Origin of the sequence: Amycolatopsis sp. WGS_07 (assembly GCF_045278895.1) — a bacterium.
GTDB lineage: Bacteria > Actinomycetota > Actinomycetes > Mycobacteriales > Pseudonocardiaceae > Amycolatopsis.
Window position 1 is genome coordinate 5,082,689 of sequence record NZ_CP136053.1, and the last position, 18,187, is coordinate 5,100,875.

Annotated in this window: 18 protein-coding genes; 9 read left to right on the forward strand and 9 right to left on the reverse strand. The window is 69.4% G+C overall.

Annotated elements, in window-relative coordinates:
• Positions 1-258 precede the first annotated feature (258 nt).
• The 3 genes from RPX00_RS24080 to RPX00_RS24090 are packed head-to-tail and all read right to left on the reverse strand — an operon-like array spanning position 259 to position 2,704.
• On the reverse strand, positions 259-477 hold the full coding sequence (locus RPX00_RS24080; protein WP_406642666.1) for a hypothetical protein: 219 nt from the start codon (positions 475-477) through the stop codon (positions 259-261).
• A gap of 8 nt (positions 478-485) precedes the next feature.
• The gene (locus tag RPX00_RS24085) at positions 486-1,595 is read right to left on the reverse strand and encodes a fatty acid desaturase family protein (protein WP_406642668.1); all 1,110 of its coding nucleotides are present in this window, start codon (positions 1,593-1,595) and stop codon (positions 486-488) included.
• Between the two features lie 20 nt (positions 1,596-1,615).
• Positions 1,616-2,704 (reverse strand): ferredoxin reductase, encoded by a 1,089-nt coding sequence (locus RPX00_RS24090; RefSeq protein WP_406642670.1) that lies wholly within the window; start codon positions 2,702-2,704, stop codon positions 1,616-1,618.
• Between the two features lie 92 nt (positions 2,705-2,796).
• On the opposite strand from RPX00_RS24090, the gene RPX00_RS24095 reads away from it, so the two are divergent.
• Genes RPX00_RS24095 through RPX00_RS24105 form a run of 3 tightly spaced genes read left to right on the forward strand, consistent with a single transcriptional unit; the run spans position 2,797 to position 4,642 of the window.
• A complete protein-coding gene (locus RPX00_RS24095) occupies positions 2,797-3,474 on the forward strand; it encodes a TetR family transcriptional regulator (protein ID WP_406642672.1) in 678 nt (225 codons plus the stop codon).
• A gap of 4 nt (positions 3,475-3,478) precedes the next feature.
• The gene (locus RPX00_RS24100) at positions 3,479-3,898 is read left to right on the forward strand and encodes a VOC family protein (RefSeq protein WP_406642673.1); all 420 of its coding nucleotides are present in this window, start codon (positions 3,479-3,481) and stop codon (positions 3,896-3,898) included.
• Positions 3,899-3,913: 15 nt separating this feature from the next.
• On the forward strand, positions 3,914-4,642 hold the full coding sequence (locus RPX00_RS24105; protein WP_406642675.1) for a biotin/lipoate A/B protein ligase family protein: 729 nt from the start codon (positions 3,914-3,916) through the stop codon (positions 4,640-4,642).
• 89 nt (positions 4,643-4,731) lie between these two features.
• On the opposite strand, the gene RPX00_RS24110 is transcribed toward RPX00_RS24105, so the two are convergent.
• On the reverse strand, positions 4,732-5,424 hold the full coding sequence (locus RPX00_RS24110; RefSeq protein ID WP_406642677.1) for a histone-like nucleoid-structuring protein Lsr2: 693 nt from the start codon (positions 5,422-5,424) through the stop codon (positions 4,732-4,734).
• A 145-nt stretch (positions 5,425-5,569) separates the two neighbouring features.
• On the opposite strand from RPX00_RS24110, the gene RPX00_RS24115 reads away from it, so the two are divergent.
• Both RPX00_RS24115 and RPX00_RS24120 read left to right on the forward strand, forming a co-directional pair.
• Entirely contained in the window at positions 5,570-6,964 is a 1,395-nt protein-coding gene (locus tag RPX00_RS24115) for a dihydrolipoyl dehydrogenase family protein (protein ID WP_406642678.1), read from the forward strand.
• 59 nt (positions 6,965-7,023) lie between these two features.
• Entirely contained in the window at positions 7,024-7,593 is a 570-nt protein-coding gene (locus RPX00_RS24120) for a TetR/AcrR family transcriptional regulator (protein ID WP_406642680.1), read from the forward strand.
• A 10-nt stretch (positions 7,594-7,603) separates the two neighbouring features.
• On the opposite strand, the gene RPX00_RS24125 is transcribed toward RPX00_RS24120, so the two are convergent.
• Positions 7,604-10,072, reverse strand: a complete 2,469-nt coding sequence (locus tag RPX00_RS24125) for a hypothetical protein (protein WP_406642682.1) — start codon at positions 10,070-10,072, stop codon at positions 7,604-7,606.
• A gap of 268 nt (positions 10,073-10,340) precedes the next feature.
• On the opposite strand from RPX00_RS24125, the gene RPX00_RS24130 reads away from it, so the two are divergent.
• Both RPX00_RS24130 and RPX00_RS24135 read left to right on the forward strand, forming a co-directional pair.
• Positions 10,341-10,844, forward strand: coding sequence for a DUF3145 domain-containing protein (locus RPX00_RS24130; RefSeq protein WP_378306452.1), 504 nt, complete (start codon positions 10,341-10,343; stop codon positions 10,842-10,844).
• A 24-nt stretch (positions 10,845-10,868) separates the two neighbouring features.
• Positions 10,869-11,468 (forward strand): hypothetical protein, encoded by a 600-nt coding sequence (locus RPX00_RS24135; protein WP_406642685.1) that lies wholly within the window; start codon positions 10,869-10,871, stop codon positions 11,466-11,468.
• A 71-nt stretch (positions 11,469-11,539) separates the two neighbouring features.
• Here the strand turns inward: RPX00_RS24135 and RPX00_RS24140 are convergent, their stop codons facing one another.
• From RPX00_RS24140 to RPX00_RS24155, 4 genes are all read right to left on the reverse strand, one after another.
• The gene (locus tag RPX00_RS24140) at positions 11,540-12,790 is read right to left on the reverse strand and encodes a beta-ketoacyl-[acyl-carrier-protein] synthase family protein (RefSeq protein ID WP_406642688.1); all 1,251 of its coding nucleotides are present in this window, start codon (positions 12,788-12,790) and stop codon (positions 11,540-11,542) included.
• Positions 12,791-12,841: 51 nt separating this feature from the next.
• On the reverse strand, positions 12,842-13,087 hold the full coding sequence (locus RPX00_RS24145) for an acyl carrier protein (protein WP_378306457.1): 246 nt from the start codon (positions 13,085-13,087) through the stop codon (positions 12,842-12,844).
• A gap of 70 nt (positions 13,088-13,157) precedes the next feature.
• Positions 13,158-14,141, reverse strand: a complete 984-nt coding sequence (locus tag RPX00_RS24150; RefSeq protein WP_406642690.1) for a beta-ketoacyl-ACP synthase 3 — start codon at positions 14,139-14,141, stop codon at positions 13,158-13,160.
• The gene (locus tag RPX00_RS24155) at positions 14,138-15,049 is read right to left on the reverse strand and encodes an ACP S-malonyltransferase (protein ID WP_406642692.1); all 912 of its coding nucleotides are present in this window, start codon (positions 15,047-15,049) and stop codon (positions 14,138-14,140) included. The genes RPX00_RS24150 and RPX00_RS24155 overlap by 4 nt, the downstream gene beginning before the upstream one ends.
• 513 nt (positions 15,050-15,562) lie before the next feature.
• Here RPX00_RS24155 and RPX00_RS24160 point away from each other — a divergent pair.
• Together RPX00_RS24160 and RPX00_RS24165 are read left to right on the forward strand one after the other, a co-directional pair.
• On the forward strand, positions 15,563-16,762 hold the full coding sequence (locus RPX00_RS24160; protein ID WP_406642694.1) for a hypothetical protein: 1,200 nt from the start codon (positions 15,563-15,565) through the stop codon (positions 16,760-16,762).
• 191 nt (positions 16,763-16,953) lie between these two features.
• Complete coding sequence (locus tag RPX00_RS24165) at positions 16,954-18,102, forward strand: reverse transcriptase family protein (protein WP_406642695.1); 1,149 nt, start codon at positions 16,954-16,956, stop codon at positions 18,100-18,102.
• The last annotated feature ends 85 nt before the right edge of the window (positions 18,103-18,187 follow it).

An 18,187-nucleotide genomic window follows, 5' to 3' on the forward strand; every position in this document is an offset into this window, starting at 1 on the left:
GTGGGTGCTTGTCAAGGCGGGAAAGATGCCTTGACAAGCACCCACCGACCGCAGGGAGGCTTCGTATCGGGGTGCGGGGGTGGGGCTGGGTGCCTCGATCGTGGGTGCATCGGCGGCGGTCCAGGTCCGTGAAGGACTCCTTGAGGGAATCTGGTTCCGTGAAGGGGCCCCTCACGGGCCGGGCCGGGGGTGGCGCGGGTCGTGAGGGGAACCCTGAAGGAATCAGTGTCTGTGAAGGTGGCCCTCACGGGCCGTGCGTCAGTCTGTCTCGGGGGCCTTGTTCAGGCGGGTTTCGTCTTCTTTGGCCCGTTGTGCTGCTTCGCGCATTTCGATCATGTCGGTGAACCAGTCGCCGGTTTCGCGGGCTATGTCGCGGACCGCGCCGGTGATGATGGTGGCGATGTTGCCTATGTGGTTGGCTGCGGACTCCGTCAGCTCCTGCACGGTGTCCTTGCCACTTTCGAATGGGCCGACCATGGGCTTCCTCAGGCTGCTCGGAGTTGCCGTTCCGGGTCCACGGTAGCGGTCGGGCCCGGTTTTCCGGGAAGGGCCAGCCGCACGATTTTCTTCGCTACCGACCACAGTTGCTTGTGCAGGGGGCCGGTGTTGTAGGGCAGGCCGTAGCGTTCGCAGATTTCGCGCACCTCGCCCGCGATCTGCGGGTAGCGGCGGGCGGGCAGGTCCGGGAACAGGTGGTGTTCGATCTGGTGGGACAGGTTTCCCGACAGGATGTGGAAGACGGGGCCGCCGGTGATGTTCGCCGAGCCGAGGATCTGGCGCAGGTACCACTGGCCGCGCGTTTCGTTCTCCGTCTCTTCCTCGGTGAAGCTCTCGACGTCGGCCGGGAAGTGGCCGCAGAAGATGATCGAGAACGCCCACAGGTTGCGGACCAGGTTGGCGCTCGCGTTGCCCAGCAGGGTCAGCGGCGCGAGCGGGCCGGTGAGCAGCGGGAACAGGACGTAGTCCTTGCCGATCTGGCGGGAGGCCTTGCGGACGATCCGGCGCAGCACCGGCACGTTCTCCGCCCAGGTCCGTTCGCCCTTCACGACCCGGTCCACCTCCAGGTCGTGCAGCATGACGCCCCACTGGAACAGCAGCGCGAGCAGCGTCGCGTACACCGGGTTGCCCAGGTAGTACGGATGCCATTTCTGCCCCGGGTCCATGCGGAGGATTCCGTAGCCGACGTCCCGGTCCTTGTCGACGATGTTGGTGTACGTGTGGTGGATGTAGTTGTGCGAATGCCGCCAGTTTTCCGCCGGCGCGACGGTGTCCCATTCGAACCGCTGCGAACTCAGCTCCGGGATGCGCGTCCAGTCGTACTGGCCGTGCATCACGTTGTGGCCGATCTCCATGTTGTCCAGGATTTTCGCCGCGGACAGCGCCGCGACGCCGGCCAGCCACGCGGGCGGCAGGAAGCCGGCGAACAGCAGGCCGCGGCCGGTCACCTCCAGCGCGCGCTGGGTTTTGATGATCTTGCGGATGTACTCGAGGTCTTCCTCGCCGAGGTCGTCGACGATCCGCTGGCGCAGGGCGTCGAGTTCGCGGCCGAATTCCTCGACCTGTGCGGGGGTCAGGCGGTCTTGCAGGCCGGTCACGCTGCTGTACCTCCGGGTGGTCAGGCGTCGATTTCGACGTCCCCGACGGGGACGCTGATGCAGAGCTGGATTTCTTCGTTCTCCTCGCCGGAGACTTCGCCGGTGCGGGCGTTGCGGACGCGTCCGGCGGTTTTGAGCTGCGTGCAGGAGAAGCAGATGCCCATCCGGCACCCGTGTTCCGGCGTCAGGCCCGCGTCCTCGGCCTGTTCGAGCAGCGGCTTGCCGGAGTTGTCGCACTCGCGGCCGCTGCGGGCGAAGCGCACGCGGCCCTCGGCGGCCTCCGCGGCGAAGGTCAACGGTGCCGCGGTGAACTCTTCGGTGTGCAGTTGTGCACTCAAACCCTCGCGCTCGAACAGTTCGCGCGCGGCGGACATCAGCGGGGCCGGGCCGCAGAGGTACGTCTCCGCCTCGCGGAACCACGGTGCGGCCTTCTCCAGGTGCGCGAGCGAGAACAAGCCGTGCAGGTCGCCGCCGCGGCGGGCGTGGGTGTGCGCGTGGACCACGCGGAACGCCGGGTGCCGGGCGGCGAGTTCGGCCAGTTCGGCGCGGTAGAGCGCGTCCGCGGGAGTGTTCGAGTAGTGCAGGAACACGATCTCGCCGGGGTGCCCCTCGGCGACGAGCGTGCGGGCCATCGCGAGCACCGGTGTGATCCCGCTGCCGCCGCTCATCAGCACGATCCGGTCCGGGCGCGGCGTCGGCAGGGTGAATTCGCCGTCCGCGGGCGAAAGTCCCACGACCGCGCCGACGGCGGTGTCCTGCAGGTGCCGCGAGACCAGCCCGTTCGGGTCGGCCTTCACGGTGAACTCCAGGTCGTCGCTGCCCTGCGCGCCGCACGGCGAGTAGCAGCGGGTCCGGCGCACGCCGTCGATCTCCACCTGCAGCCGCACGTACTGGCCGGCCCGGAAGCCCTGCCACGCCCGGCTCGGCCGCACGGTGAAGGTGACGGTGTCGGGCGTCTGATGCCGCACGGCGGTGACGCGGCCGCGGACCTCGCGCCGCACCAGCATCGGGTCGACCAGTTCGAGGTACCGGTCCGCGCCGTGCGGGGTGAGCAGCGCCTCGGCGAGCGAGACGAGTCCGCGCACGCGGCGCGGGAGCAGTGCGGTCATCACCCCTCCAAAGTTTGAGTGCACAGTCGTACACTGACTAGTGTGGGGGCAAGGCCCCGGGGCCTGTCAACGCGGAAGCGAGGTGATGTGACGTGGGCCATGCGGCGATCGCCAGTACGCTGCTCGACGTGTCCGCAGCCGAGGAGCAGGCCGGTCCGGTGAGCCGGCAGGAGCGCAAACAGCGCACCCGTCAGGCATTGCTCGACGCGGCGCTCGACCTGCTGGCCGACCGGAGTTTCGCCAGCCTCTCGCTGCGCGAGGTCGCGAAGGGGGCGGGCATCGTGCCCACTGCCTTCTACCGGCACTTCTCGTCGATGGAGGAGCTGGGCGTCGCGCTGGTCGAGGAGACCACGCGCACGTTGCGTGGCCTGCTTCGCGGCGCGCGCACCGAGCAACGCGGCTACGGCGGCATGATCCGGGCTTCAGTGCACACGCTGCACCGGCACGTCCGCGAGCACGAGGACCACTTCCGGTTCGTCACGCGCGAGCGCTACGCCGGTCCCGGCGCGGTGTCCCGGGCGATCGCGGTCGAGATGCGGATGTTTTCCAGCGACCTCGCACTGGACCTGGCGCGCTTCGACCCGCTGCGCACCTGGCCCACCGAGGACCTGCACCTGCTGGCCGACCTCATCGTCACCGCGATGCTCGGCACGGTCGCCGAACTGCTGGAAGTCCGGCCCGGCGACACCGCCGCCGACGAGCGCGTGCTGGCCGCGGCGGAGAAACGGCTCCGGATGATCCTGCTCGGCGTGCCGCACTGGCAGCCTTAGCGGCATGGCATTCCTGCAACTGACCGCGATCATCGTCGACGACTACGACGAGGCGATCGACTTCTTCACCCGCGCACTCGGCTTCGAACTGGCCGAGGACTCCCCGTCGCTCACCAACGACGGCCGCCCGAAACGCTGGGTCGTCGTCCGGCCGCCAGGCGGTGAGACCGGTCTCCTCCTGGCCCAGGCTGATGGCGACCGGCAGGCTCGCGCGGTCGGCGACCAGTACGCGGGCCGCGTCGGGCTTTTCCTTCGCGTAGACGACTTCGACGCCAGCTACCAGCGGATGCGCGAGGCCGGGGTCGAGTTCCTCGGCGAACCGCGCACCGAGCCGTACGGCCAGGTCGTCGTGTTCCGCGACCTCGCGGGCAACCGCTGGGACCTGCTCGGCCCGGCGCACTCTACGATCCCGGAGTCCAGTTGATCGTGGAGGAACGCTATGCCGAGCGGGTCGGAAGTCCGGGCCGAGTTCACCGACCCAGCCCATAACCTGGCGTTCGACGAAGCACTGCTGCGCGAGGTCCCGGCGGGGCCGGTGGTGTGGCTGTGGCGGAACCCGGTGTGCGTGGTCGTCGGGCGCGGTCAGCGGATCGCCCGGGAAGTCCGCGTCGACGACTGCGCGCGAGACGGCGTCCCCGTGCTGCGGCGAGCCAGCGGCGGCGGCACGGTGTTCCACGATCCCGGCAACCTCAACGTGACGCTCGTGCTGCCCGGCCCCACGACCCGTCCGCTGGAAATGCTCGGTCTGGTGATGTCCGCGGCAGTCGAGAAACTCGGCCTCCCCGCCAGAATCGGCGACCGCGGCATCTTCGTCGGCGACGCGAAGCTGTGCGGTTTCGCGGTGTTCCGGACGAAAGACGTGCTGCTGGCCCATTCGACACTGCTGGTCGACACCGACGCCGCCCGCGTCGGCGCGTACCTCACCGGCCCGCCGCCGGACCCGAAGCCGTTGGACTCGCACCGAAGCAAGGTCGCGTCCCTGGCCGACCACGGGGTGCGGCTGCCGTTGACTGAGGTGGAAGACACGGTCCGCGCGGCCGCCGCGGGACTGCTCGGTCCCCTTCCCCCGCGCGAACCGACGGCGGCGGAGCTGGAGCGGCAGCGGGCGTTGCTGTGGAGCCGGTACGAGTACCCGGACTGGCACGCCGAGGGTCGCCAGCGTTCGTGATTGCCTTGCCTGGCAGGCAGATCAGCGGAAATGCGTGAAGGGCTCCGTGCGGGAAGCGGATTCCCGCACGGAGCCCTTCACGGAACGGATCAGCTGCCGGAGGACGAGAACAGCACCGGCGGCACCTCGCGGGCCGCACTGCGACGCGGCTTGGCAGGGGACTTGGCCGGAGCCGTCTCTGCCGGAGCGGACGCCTTGGCCGGTGCGGTCTTGGCCGCTGCCTTGGCAGTCGCGGTCTTCGCTGCCGTGGACTTGGCAGGCGTCTTGGCCGCCGTGGTCTTCGCTGCTTTGCCAGCAACAGTCTTGGCTGTCACCGCCTTGCCAGCAGCGGCCTTAGCCGGAGCTGCCTTCGCCGAGGACTTCGCGGGTGCCTTGACCGTCGCCGTCTTCGTCGCCTTGCTCGCAGTGGCCTTGATCGCAGCGGCCTTCGCCGACTTGGCCGGAGCCTTGGCGGCAGCGGTCTTGGCCGTCTTGGCCGCGGCGGTCTTCCCGCCACTCGTTCGGGCAGTCTTCACCGCCGCCGTCCCCACGGTTTTCTTGTCCGCAACGGCTTTCCCGCCCTTGCCCGCCGCCGGGGCAGCGACCAGCCGCGGCCGCAGCTTCCGCCCGCCGGTCCGCCGGCCTGCCTTGGCGTAGCGCTCCAGCAGCCGCCGCAGCGCGGCCGCGTTGCGGGCGCCGAGGTTGATGTCGTAGTCGACGCCGTCGAGAGCGAACGCGACTGTCTCCGCCGCGCGTCCGCCGGTCAGATCGTCCAGCGTGCGGACAGCGGTGTTCCTCGCCATGGGAGCCTCCCGTGCTCGATCGTGGTCGTGCGTGCAACCGGCACGGCGACGACCCGGATTCCCCGGTGCCGCCGGTTTCTTGCAGCTCTCTGACGAGAATAGCGGCAGGCTTGCGCGAACCTGCGCGGTGGTGTGCGCTGTGCCCATGGGAGCAGAGACTTTCGACGTCGTGGTCATCGGAGCGGGTCCGGTCGGGGAAGTGGCGGCCGAACGAGCCGCCATGGGCGGGCTGAAGGTGGCGCTCGTCGAGCACGAACGGTTCGGCGGGGAGTGTTCGTACTGGGCGTGCATCCCGAGCAAGGCGTTGCTGCGCCCGGGAAACCTGCTCGCCGCGGCCAAGCGGATGCCCGGCGTGCCGATCGGCGACGCGCTCGATCCGGCGAAGGTGCTGGCGCGCCGCGACTGGTTCACCGGCAAGGGCGACGACTCCGGCCAGGTCGAATGGGCGCGCGGCGCGGGCATCGAACCCGTGCGCGGCTACGGCCGGATCACCGGTGAGCGCGAAGTCACTCTCGACGACGGCCGCGTTTTCGCCGCCCGGCACGCGGTGATCGTGTGCACCGGCAGCGTCCCGCGCACGCCGCGGATTCCGGGGCTGGACACCATCAAGCCGTGGGGTTCGCGGGAAGCGACGTCGGCGACCGAGGTGCCGGGACGGCTCGGCGTGCTCGGCGGGGGAGTGGTCGGCGTCGAGATGGCGCAGGCGTGGGCCCGGCTCGGTTCGCAAGTCGATCTCGTGATCACCGGCGAACGCCCGTTGCCGCGGCTTCCTGAGTTCGCTGGCGACCTGGTGCTGGACGGACTGCGCGAGGCAGGCGTGCGCGTGCACACCAACTCAGGGCTGAGTGAAGTGTCCGTTGTGGACGGTGGCACGCGACTCGCGCTGACCGGCGGCGACGAGATCGTGGTCGACGAACTGCTGGTCGCCACCGGCCGCGCCCCGGCCACCGGCACGATCGGCCTGGACGTGCTCGGCCTGCCCACCGACGGTCCGCTCCAGGTGGACGAGAGCGGCCGAGTGTCCGCAGTGGAGGGTGGCTGGCTGTACGGCGCGGGCGACGTCACCGGCCGTGCTTTGCTGACCCACCAGGGGAAATACGCCGCACGCGTCGTCGGAGACTCGGTAGCCGCCCGGGCACGCGGCGAGGAGATCTCGACCGAGCCGTGGAGCCGGTACAGCGCGACCGCAGACCATCACGCGGTGCCGCAGGTGGTGTTCACCGACCCGGAGGTGACGTCCGTCGGCCTGACCGAGGCCCGCGACGGATCCGCGGACCGGGTGGTGGACATCGACATCGCGGTCGCCGGTTCCTCCCTGCACGCGGACGGGTACCAGGGCAAGGCGCGCATGGTCGTGGACACCGAACGCGGCGTCGTGCTGGGTGTCACGTTCGTCGGCCAGGACGTCGCGGAGCTGCTGCACTCGGCCACGATCGCCGTCGTGGGCGAGGTGCCGCTGGACCGGCTGTGGCACGCCGTCCCCGCGTTCCCGACGATCAGCGAGGTATGGCTGCGGCTGCTGGAGGCCTACGGACTCTGAGTCTTTGGGTGGTGTTGTGTCACTTAATGGGTGGTGCCAGGTTCGGGTAGCGTCGGGGCATGACCAGTGCCCCCGTTCCCGGCAGGCGTGAGCGCAAGAAGGCCGCGACCCGGCAGGCGCTGGCCGACGCCGCTCTGAGCATGTTCCTGGAGCGCGGCTACGACCGGGTGACGGTGCGCGAAATCGCCGACGCCGCCGACGTGTCCACCACCACGCTGATGAAGCACTTCCCGACGAAGGAAGCTCTCGTTTTCGACCGGGAGCCGGAGATCGACGAGGCGCTGATCGCGGCCGTGCGCGACCGTCCGGCGGACACGTCGGTGCTCGACGCGCTCCGTGCGCACATCCACCAGCGGGTGGCCTCCGGGATCCGCCAGGAGGCCGCTCCGCTGCTGAAGCTGGTGCGGGAGACCCCGGCGCTGTCGGAGTACTGGCATAAAATGTGGATGGGCCACGAGCACACGCTGAGCCGCGCGATCGCCGCGGAAACCGGTGCGCCGGACGACGATCCGCGCTGTGCGGTGCTGGCCCACTTCGCGCTGGAGACGGCCTCGGTGGCCGACCGCTCGGACGATCCGGCGCGCATGGTCGACGTGGCGTTCGACCTGCTGGCGAACGGCTGGCAGTGAGCCCGCCGGTTCAGGACGGCAGCTGCAGGTCGAGCGCGCCCTTCGCCGCGCGGGCCAACCCGGGATCGTCTGAAGTGGACGGTCCCGGCTGCCAAACCGCCTGCACGATCCGCACGCCCTTCCCGTCGATCTTGCTGGCGTAAGCGGCCCCGTCGAACTGCGGCGTGCCGGAAGGCCACTTGCCGGTCTCCGTGGCGACGTCCAGGATCCCGCCCCCGCCCGGATTGTCGGCGATCTGCTTGAGGTGATCAGCCTGCCCGGCATCCGGAAACTCGACCACCGCGACGGTCACCGCGGCGGCCCGCCCGTCCACGAGCGCCGTGAAACTCGCGCGCCGGACCGCGGAGCAACTGGTCTGCTGAAGACTCGCCTGGACGTCCCCGAACGCGTGCGACGCACACCGCTGATCCGCACTGCTGGCCCGCGGCTCGAACGTGAGACTCGGCGCTGGCGGCGCACTGGACGCCGCACTGCTCGGCACCGGAGCACTGCTGGGCGGCGCACTGCTGGCCGGCGGCGCGGCCGTGGGCTCGTCGCCGCCGCTGGTCGCCACGACGATCGCCGACACCACCAGCAGGACCAGCAAAACGATCGCCGCGATCGGCACCCACTTGACGGTCCGGGAAGCCGGTTTCCCCGGCTCAGCCGGAACGCTCGGCTGAGGCTGGGGCCGAGGTTGGGGCTGCGGCGGACTGCTCGGCCCCGGCACGACCGGCGGAACCGCCGCGCGCGGACGCCCCTGCGGCTTGGCCGGAGAGGGCATCTTCTCGGTCGGCCCCTCAGGCGGGTCGGTGGATTCGGTGGGCGCCTCGGAAAGCGCGTCCGGCTCGACCGGCTCGACCTCCGGCCGAGGAGGCCGCACCGCGACAATCTTCGGCCGCGGCGAGGGAACGGCTTTGGGGGGAGCAGCCGCCGCCGGTGCCGCGGGGCCGGTTCGCGGGGCGGTGGTGCCGTTGCCGGCGCCGGGGAAGACGGGAAGGCCCCGGGGATCGCCCGCGCCCGACAGGCTTTGCTGCCCTGGGCCGGTCGCGGTGCCCGGGGCGTTGGCGGGGGACTTGCCGCTCGGGCTTGAGGTCGCCGCGCCGGGATTGGCGGCGGGAGCGGCGGTACTGGGAGTGGTGCTGGCACCGGCCGCGCCAGACGTGGCGGCGGGACCAGCGGTGTTGGGAGCGGTGGTGCTGGCCGCACCGGACGTGGCGGCGGGAGTGGTGGTGGTGCCACCGGCCGCGCCGGGCTTGGCGGCGGGACCAGCGGTGTTGGGAGCGGCGGTGCCGGGAGGGGAAGTGTTGGCACCAGCCGCACCGAGACCGAAGGCAGGGTTGGCAGCGGATTCACCGCGAGCCGCGTCGGGTGCTGCGGTGCCGGGATTGGTCGCAGCATTTCCGGCGAGGCCGGACGTTGGCGCACCTGGTCCAGCCGAGCCGAGCCCCGAAGCTCCGGCCCCCGGGCCGGAGGTGGTCGCCGTGCCGGGAGAGGCAACTGAGCCAGCCGCAGCACCGGACGACGAGGCCCCGGCCGCCGCGGAACCAGGCTTCGCCGCGGCGGTGCCAGCACCAGCTCCCGGGCCAGCCGCCGTGCTGGTGCCGCCCGCGGCACCGGGTTTGTTCGCCGTGCCAGCGCCGCCCGGGATGACGCCACGACCCGCCGCGGCATCGGGATTGGCCGCTGTGCCAATGCTGCCCGAGGCACCGGCAGCGCCTGCCGCACTCTCCGGACCAGTCGCCGCGCCAGCACCAGTCGCCGCACCGCCCGCCGCGCCAGCAACCCCAGCACCGACCGCCGCCGCGCCAGCAGCGCCAACCGCACCAGCGCCACTAACCGCACCAGCCCTGCCAACACCCGAGACCGGCGCCCGAGGCCCAGGCGGCACCGGAACATCGTCCGCGAACCGGACGAACCCTTCCCCGCGCAGCACCTCGTCAGACAATTCCGGCGCCTCCGGAGCCAGCGCCGCGATCAGTGCCCTCGCCTGGTCCACCGACCGCGGATGCCGAGCCGTGGCCAGGGAAACCGTCGCGGCCAGCATCGTCGTCGGGGTCGGGTGCAGGACCCGGACCGGGCCCGCGAGGTCGCCGGGCGGCTGGTCGACGGTTTCCACGTACGGGCCGACCGCCACGATCGTGCCGACCGGGCCTCCGCCGAGTTCCGCGATGCGGCGTTCGCATTCCTGGGACAGGTCGAGCGCTTCGGTGGCGGGATTGACGTCGTCGCCGTGGACCAGCGGCCAGCCGTCGGCCTTCCACGGGCCGCTCAGCGGGGCCTCGAGGCGCAGGGCCGGGTCGGGCAGGTCGACGCCGATCACGACGAGCACGCCCGCGGGCAGCACGACGACCGCCTCGACCGGGCGGTCTCCGGTCGGGCGGGCTCCGACGAGCGCGACGCCGCCGATCACCGTGCTCCCCCGGCCGAGGGAGGCCAGTGCGGCCCGCACGTCCTCCGCGACGCGCGAGGGCTGCTGCCCGAGACGGACTAGTCGCACCGAAACTCTCCTGTCGAATCCGCAGCGTTTCCGGTGCACCACGCTAGCGTGCCGGGCCGCCGGAACCGTGCTCCGCGCCCCCGCGTCGGCGTGGCTCACCACAATGGGTCGTCCGCTGCGACTTGTGGTGTTCATGTGGCCAAACGGCACGGTTGGGGTGCAGAATGTGCTACACAGGTCGGGAACTGCCGTGGAGGCTACGCAACCTGCGCAGGGTTCGAGAGGTCGTAGGGGAAGACGTCCCTCGTCGAACAAGCGGAGGTCAGCAGTGAGCACCCGTGGCAGCACCCGAGGCGTGGTGTACGTCCACTCGTCGCCGTCTGCGGTATGTCCGCACGTCGAGTGGGCTATTTCGGGCACCCTTGGTGCCCGGGTCGAGCTGAAGTGGACGGCCCAGCCGGCCAGTCCGGGACAGCTCCGGGCCGAATGCAGCTGGAGCGCGCCCGCGGGAACCGGCGGCAAACTCGCCGGCGCCCTCAAGGCGTGGCCGATGGTGCGCTTCGAAATCACCGAGGAACCCAGCGCGGGCGTCGACGGCGAGCGGTTCTGCTTCGCGCCCGGCCTCGGTCTCTGGCACGGCCGCACCAGCGCCAACGGCGACATCGTCGTGGGCGAGGACCAGCTGCGCGCGCTCGTCAGCATGACCCGCGGCGGCGAAACCCTCGCGCACAAACTGGACGAACTCCTCGCCGCGGCCTGGGACGAGGCGCTCGAGCCGTACCGGCACGCGGGCGACGGCGCCCCGGTCACCTGGCTGCACCAGGTCGGATGAGGCGCGGGCGGTACCCTCACCCGGGTGAGCGTTCACCCGGCCCCGCCCTCCCGTCAGCGGTGGTTGATCCCCGTGCTCGTGGTGGTGCTGTCCATCACCGTCGCCGGGGGTCTGCTCGCCCGCGAGCTGTACCGCCGCCCCGAATCCCCGCGTCCGGCTGACGGGGAATCCACGTCCGCGCCCGCCACGACCAGCGGCGGCGTGCCCGACAAGTCCGGCGCGGTCCACGTCGGGGTCACCCCGGACGCCGAGAGCCACCCGCAGGACGAAGCTGTCCGCACCGTCCTGAAGGCCTATTTCGAGGCGCTCAACAAGAAGGACTACGACGCCTGGACGGAAACGGTCAGCGACGCGCGCCGCAGCAAGACGCCGGAGTCGGACTGGCACCGCAACTTCCAGTCCACGAAGGACGTCGACATCCTGCTGTACCGCATCGAACCGGGCGCGCAGGGCACGCTGCGGGCGCTGGTCGGGTTCACCAGCACCCAGTCGATCAAAGAGGCCCCGGTCGACTTCCCGCACGAGTGCATCCGCTGGCGGCTGGTGCTGCCGATGAAGTACGAGCACGGCTCCTACCGGATCGACACGGTCGACGGCACCGCCACCGAACACGACCAGTGCTGAGCACGAAAACCCGGTGAAACGGCGAAGGGCCCCCGCGGAATTCCGCGGGGGCCCTTCGCCGTGAAGAGAACTCAGTTCGCCGGCGTGAACAGCAGCGCGGTGTTGTGCCCGCCGAAACCGAACGAGTTGGACAGCGCCGCGGTGAGTTCGACCTTGCGGTTCTCGCCCGCCACGACGTCGAGCTGCACCTTCGGGTCCTGCTCGGTGAGGTTGAGCGTCGCGGGCACGATGCCCTCGTACAGCGAGAGAATCGTCGCGATGCCCTCGACCGCGCCCGCCCCGCCGACGAGGTGGCCGAGCGCGCCCTTCGGCGCGGTGACCACCGGGTGCTCGCCGATCGCCGACCGGATCGCGGCCGCTTCGCCGATGTCGCCGACCACAGTGGACGTCGCGTGCGCGTTCACGTGGCCGATGTCCGAAGGGGACAGTCCGGCCATCGTCATCGCCGCGCGCATCGCCGCGATCTGCCCGATGCCCTCCGGGTGGTTGCCCGTGATGTGGTAGGCGTCCGACGTCAGGCCGTAGCCCGCCAGCGTCGCGTAGATCCGCGCGCCGCGGGCCTTCGCGCGGTCGGCGCGCTCGAGCACGACGACGCCGGAGCCCTCGCCGAGCACGAAGCCGTCGCGGCTCACGTCGAACGGACGCGACGCCGCGGCCGGGTCGTCGTTGCGCGTCGACACCGTGCGCGCCTGGGCGAATCCGGCGACGGTGATCGGGTGGATGCACGCCTCGGAACCGCCCGCGACCACCACGTCGGCCCGGCCGGACCGGATCATCTCGAAGCCGTTCGCGATGCCCTCGGCCCCGGACGCGCACGCCGACGCGGGCGAGTGCACCCCGGCCCGCGCCTTCAGGTCGATGCCCACGTGCGCGGCCGGGCCGTTCGGCATCAGCATCGGCACGGTCAGCGGCGACACCTTGCGAAGACCCTGCTTCTGCAACAGATCGTTCTGGGTCAGCAGGGTCACCGGCCCGCCGACCCCGGTGCCGATCGAGACGCCGAGGCGCTCCGGTTCGACGTCGGTGTGCTCGTCGGTCTGCTCGGCGAACCCGGCGTCGGCCCAGGCCTGGCGGGCGGCGATGAGCGCCACCTGCTCGCACCGGTCGAGCCGGCGGGCCTGCACGCGGGGCAGGATGTCGGTCGGCTCGACGGCGAGCTGCGCCGCGATCCGCACCGGCAGGTCCAGCTCCGCCGCCCAGTCCGCCTCGATCGTGCGGATCCCGCTGCGACCGGCCAGCAGACCGTCCCAGGTGGACGCGACGTCCCCGCCCAGCGGCGTGGTCGCGCCCATGCCAGTGATCACGACGTCGATGTTGCTCATGGGAGTCTCCCCAAGGTCGGCTCCGGACCGGGGCCCGGGTACGAAGAGGACTTACTTCGAGTTGGCGGACACGTAGGTCACCGCGTCGCCGACGGTCTTCAGGTTGGCCAGCTCGTCGTCCGGGATCTTGACGCCGAACTTGTCCTCGGCCTGCACGGCGATCTCGACCATCGACAGCGAGTCGATGTCCAGGTCGTCCACGAACGACTTCTCCTCGGTGACGTCGTCCTGAGCCACGCCGGCGACCTCTTCGACGATCTCGGCCAGGCCGGCGAGAATCTCAGTGTTGTCAGCCATCGGTGTTGTTCCCTTCTCGGTTCTTCTGGAGGTCCGCTCGCGGGCACGGCGCCCGCGGGGGAAGTATCGCTCAGGGCAGGACGAACGCCTGCGCGGCATAGGAAAGCCCGGCTCCGAAGCCGACCGCCAGCACCACGTCGCCGCTTTTCGCCGTTCCCGCCTTGCGCATGTGGTCCAGCGCCATCGGGATCGAAGCGGACGAGGTGTTGCCCGAGTACTTGATGTCGTCGGCCACCACCATGTCCTCGCGCGCGCCCTTGGCGCGCAGCTTCTTGGCGATCGACTCGACGATCCGGAGGTTCGCCTGGTGCGGGGCCAGCACGTCCACATCGGACGGTTGCAGCCCGGCGGCTTCCAGCGCGCGCAACGCGATCGGCGCGATCTGCGTGGTCGCCCAGCGGAAGACCGACTGGCCCTCCTGGTAGATCCACTGGTGGTCGCGCATGTAGATGAGGTCGACGAGGTCGCCCGCGCTGCCCCACACCACCGGGCCGATGCCCGGTTCGTCGGCCCCGCCGACCACCGCGGCTCCCGCGCCGTCGGCGAAGATGATCGCGTTCGCGCGGTCGGTCGGGTCCACCACGTCGGTGAGCTTCTCCGCGCCGATCACGAGGACCTTCTTCGCCGAGCCCGCGCGCACGAGGTCGGAGGCGACGCCGAGCCCGTAGCAGAATCCGGCGCACGCGGCGTTGAGGTCGAACGCGCCGGGGCTCGGCACGCCGATCCGCGCGGCGACCTGCCCGGCCGCGTTCGGAATCGGGGACGGCATGGTGCAGTTGGGCACGATGACGGTGTCCACTTCGGACGCGTCTACGCCGGCGTCGGCCAGCGCGTTGGCCCCGGCGGCGACGGCGTAGTCGACCAGCACGTCGTCCTTCTCGCCGAACCGCCGCTCGATGATGCCGACCCGGTCGCGGATCCACTGGTCGCTGGTGTCCATGACCTGCGACAGGTCGTCGTTCGTGACGATCCGGTCCGGCTGGTGGCTGCCGAAGCCGAGGATGCGGGCGGCGGGCGCGCCCTGGGCGAGGCGCAGCGTGGGGCGGGGGGTCACTGGGCGTCCTCCTCGCGCAGCGCCGCCAGCTCGGCGGGCGACTTCAGCGCGGTGGTAGTGGTGACGACGCCCTTGAGCTGCCGCTTGACCAGTCCGGTCAGGGTGCCGGCGGGCGCCAGTTCGACGGTGCGGTCCACGCCGAGCGCGGCGAGCCCGTCCATGGTGAGGTCCCAGCGGACCGGGCGGGTCACCTGGGCGACGAGCCGGCGCAGGTACTCCGCGCCGCTCGTGACGACCTGACCGTCGGCATTGGACAGCAGCGGGCGCGTCGGGTCGGCCGGGGAGAGGCCGGCGGCGTGCTCGCGGAGGGCGTCTTCCGCGGGGGCCATGTAGGGCGTGTGGAAGGCGCCGGCGACCTTGAGCGCACGGATCTTCGTGCCCTCCATCGGCTCGGCGATGATCCGCTCGATCGCGGCCGCGGACCCGGAGGCGACGATCTGCCCGGCCCCGTTGCGGTTCGCGGCGGCGAGGCCCTGTGCCTCCAGCCACGCGGCGACCTCGTCGGGGTCGCCGAGCATCACCGCGGCCATCGACGTCGGCTCGAGCGCGCACGCCTTGGCCATCTCCGCGCCCCGCACCGCGGCGAGCGCGACGGCGTCGGCGGGAGCGAGCACGCCGGCGATCGCGGCCGCGGCCAGCTCGCCGACGGAGTGGCCGGCGACCGGCGCGTCGGCGGGCACCGGCAGATGTTCGAAGGACAGCAGGGACAGCGCGACGATCAGCGGCTGCGCGACAGCGGTGTCCTGGATCTCCTCGGCTCCGGCTTCGGTGCCGAGCCGGATCAGGTCGAGCCCGGAACGGGCGGACCACTCTTCGACGCGCGCGCGGGCGCCGTCGAGTTCGAGCCACGGAGCGAGCATGCCGGGGGCTTGGGAACCCTGGCCGGGGGAGAGGACTGCAACTGTCACGCTGTCTATGAGACCACGGGTTCCCTCGGGCTTCGGCTGCGGGCGGTCACCAAGTCCGCGGGGCGTAATTGGAGGAAACCTCCAAAGACCCGCCGGAGAACCCGGCCCTTAACCCATCCGCCTTGTGGGATTCAACCAGCGCTTGCCGTGAAGTCTGTCACCCGGCGCGGCCCGGCGGGAGGGGGAGCCGCGTGCGGGCCGGAGGGTCGCGGCTCCTTGGTCACATTGATGCGCTGACCTACTGCCGTTGGACGTGGTCATGATCAGAAGTAGGCGGGAGTGACTGCTTCAGCGCGTCGAGGTTGCGAGTTCAACGGCATCATCACCTCACCTCTCATGCCGACTGCCTGTCATAGGCAGGTTGCGGGGTCCGAAAGTTGATCGAACTGGGCGAGTGAAGAGTAAGTTCCCTCTGTGCACGGCACGCCCGACCTGTCCGCGCCAGCGGAGTTGGGCGTGAGCGCACTCGGCAGGACGTTGGATCAAACCTTCGTCTCGGCCTAAGCTGGCTCGGTGACCACGCGCCCAAGCGAGTCAGGCCAAGGGCGCCAGTGGCTTGCGAACTTCCGCCGCGACGAACGTCAGGCCGCCGCCCTTTTGGTCGACAGTCTCTGGGTGATCTCCTCCTCGCGCTTCCGAGTTGTCATGTCGGATGCCCTGGAATCCGCAGTCAACGATTGCCCGGGTCCCGTGGGCGTCTACCCGGTGAGGGCACTTTCGGGTGACGATGCTGGCCAGTTTCTGCCCCTAGACCAACCATTTACTGCGACCCCTGGCAGCGAAGGGCTTGTCGGCAACATCATCCGTGACGTGATCGGAAGGAAGCCGAGGTTCGACCGGGCTTCATTCTACGATTCTCTGGAGAGCCTGCGGCGACACAAAGTCCGGACGTTGCTCCTGGTGGACGACTACAGCGGTACAGGCGATAGAATTGTCAGATACGTAGATGAGTGGATGAGCCACCCCACGATTAGGAGTTGGCACTCATATGGCCTGGTCCGTGTTCACGTTCTGCTGTTGGCAGCTTCGGCGCGGGCAAGGCAGCGGCTGAAGAGCCACCGCTTCGTCGCCAGCGTGCGTTACTTGGAGCGCGGACTGGGCTTTGACACTGCTCCATGGACAGACGAAGAACGAGAAAATGTCGAGGCGTTGTGTCGGAGGTACGCCCACAGGTCAGAATTCGCTCTCGGATACGGTGAAACGCGTGGTCTGCTGGCTCTGCATCACACGGTTCCCAATAACATTCCGCACATTCTATGGCAGGTAAAATGCCCCAGAATTCCTTCCTGGCAGCCATTTTTTGCCAATAGAATTATGTCTCCGAAGTTGCAAGAAGAAATCGGAAATTACCGTCTTGAGACCGATTTGAAGCGAATCACTGCGATCATTAGACAAGAACGTCTCGGTGCGGCTCTCGATGCGCAGGCGAACCCAACTGTGCGGAACTTCCTCATGGTGCTCGCTGCCATTGAAAATGGACATCGCGATCCAGAGCGACTCGGAGGCCTGCTCAGTTTCAGTATGGAAACAACGCGGCATACCCTGGAAGCATGCCAGGCGCTGAACCTGCTCGACTCGGCTAACCGGCTTACGGACGAAGGTCGTGCCGAACTACGCCGTGCTCGCAACCGGCCGCCAGTGCCCGAGCCGGAACCGCCTGCCGTCTGCGATGGGGCTCCCTACTATCCTCTGTCCTTGAGGGGAGTCACGTGACATCTAGGTTCGAGTCGGCCCGTCGGGTCGACCACGGCCGCGGGAAACTGCGGCGCGTAAGCGGGCCGTGGGTTTGCCATGTGCTCCGTTCAATCCCACGTTTGCGTCGTGGTCGCGAAGCCGCTGCATCCTCGATGACTCGGCGCGCCTTCGCGACCTCGCTGCCGCGATGGGAAGGAATTCAAAGGTAGATGGACGCTGGCTCCCCTCACCTCTACCGCCGGGACGGGCGCGCGAAGGGCAAGTCCGAGGCTCTGCTCGACGCGGCGATGGCGCAGACACAGGCAGTGGAGACCAAGGGGCTCGCTGCGGTGCTCACTCTTAACCACCTTGCAGTGCGCACCGGTGTCTCCTACGGCTACCTGCGCGGCATCGTTTCCCGCGCATTCGACCCGTATGACGACCTCGTACTCGTGCGTCGCAACGGGAGGAAGATGCGCCCGATTTCCGTTCCACACGAGTCTCTGATGGAGGTGCAACGCTGGATCCTGCACCGCATCGCGAGCCGAATCCCGGTACATCCAACCAGTTATGCGTACCAGAGAGACTCATCGATCCGCGCCTGTGCGACGCGGCACGCCGGTGCGCGGTGGCTGGTCAAGTTGGACATCACGAATTTTTTCGAGTCGATCGACGAACGCCGAGTCTTTCGGATATTCTACGGCGCTGGGTACGGTCGGCTCGTCGCGCTCGAGCTAGCCCGCCTATGTACCCGTTACGCTCGACATGCTCACCATATAGATGCCAGTCAATTCGTGGGTAGTGCGCGTGGTGGCATAATCCGGCCCTACAGCCAGCCGACGCTCGGGTTCCTGCCTCAAGGTGCCCCTACTAGCGGCGCGCTAGCAAACTTGATCGCTTATGAACTGGATGTTGCATTCTCTTCACTTGCACAGCGCGAGCGGATGGTTTACACGCGGTACGCCGATGACTTGACGTTTTCCTCTGTCGAGAAGTTTGAACGCGGTCGGGCGGCCTCTCTAATCCTCGAGGTAGGCGCGGTCCTGCGGCGCTCGGGTTTTTCGTTGCACGAGAAGAAGACTCGTGTTATCCCTCCGGGTGGCCGTAAACTTGTGCTCGGCTTGTTGGTGGACCGCGACAGCGTACGCCTCAGCCGCGCAATGCGAAGTCGAATCGCTGAGAATGTGCGCGGTGTCGAGAAGTTTGGCCTGGCGAGGCACGTCTCTCATCGACAGTTTAGCTCTCTCGACGGCTTCGTTCGGCACGTGTCCGGGTTGTTGGCGTTCGCGGCGGACGTAGAGCCAGGCTGGGCGCAAGATATATCAGAACGATGGTACGCCGCGCTCCGCATGAACAACTGGCTGGACTTTACGCCCTGACGGTTGTCGACAAGCGTGATGTATCGTGCGCCGCACTCATATGACACTGCCGTAGCGTCGAATTCGCGCTCTGGGTCGGGCGGGG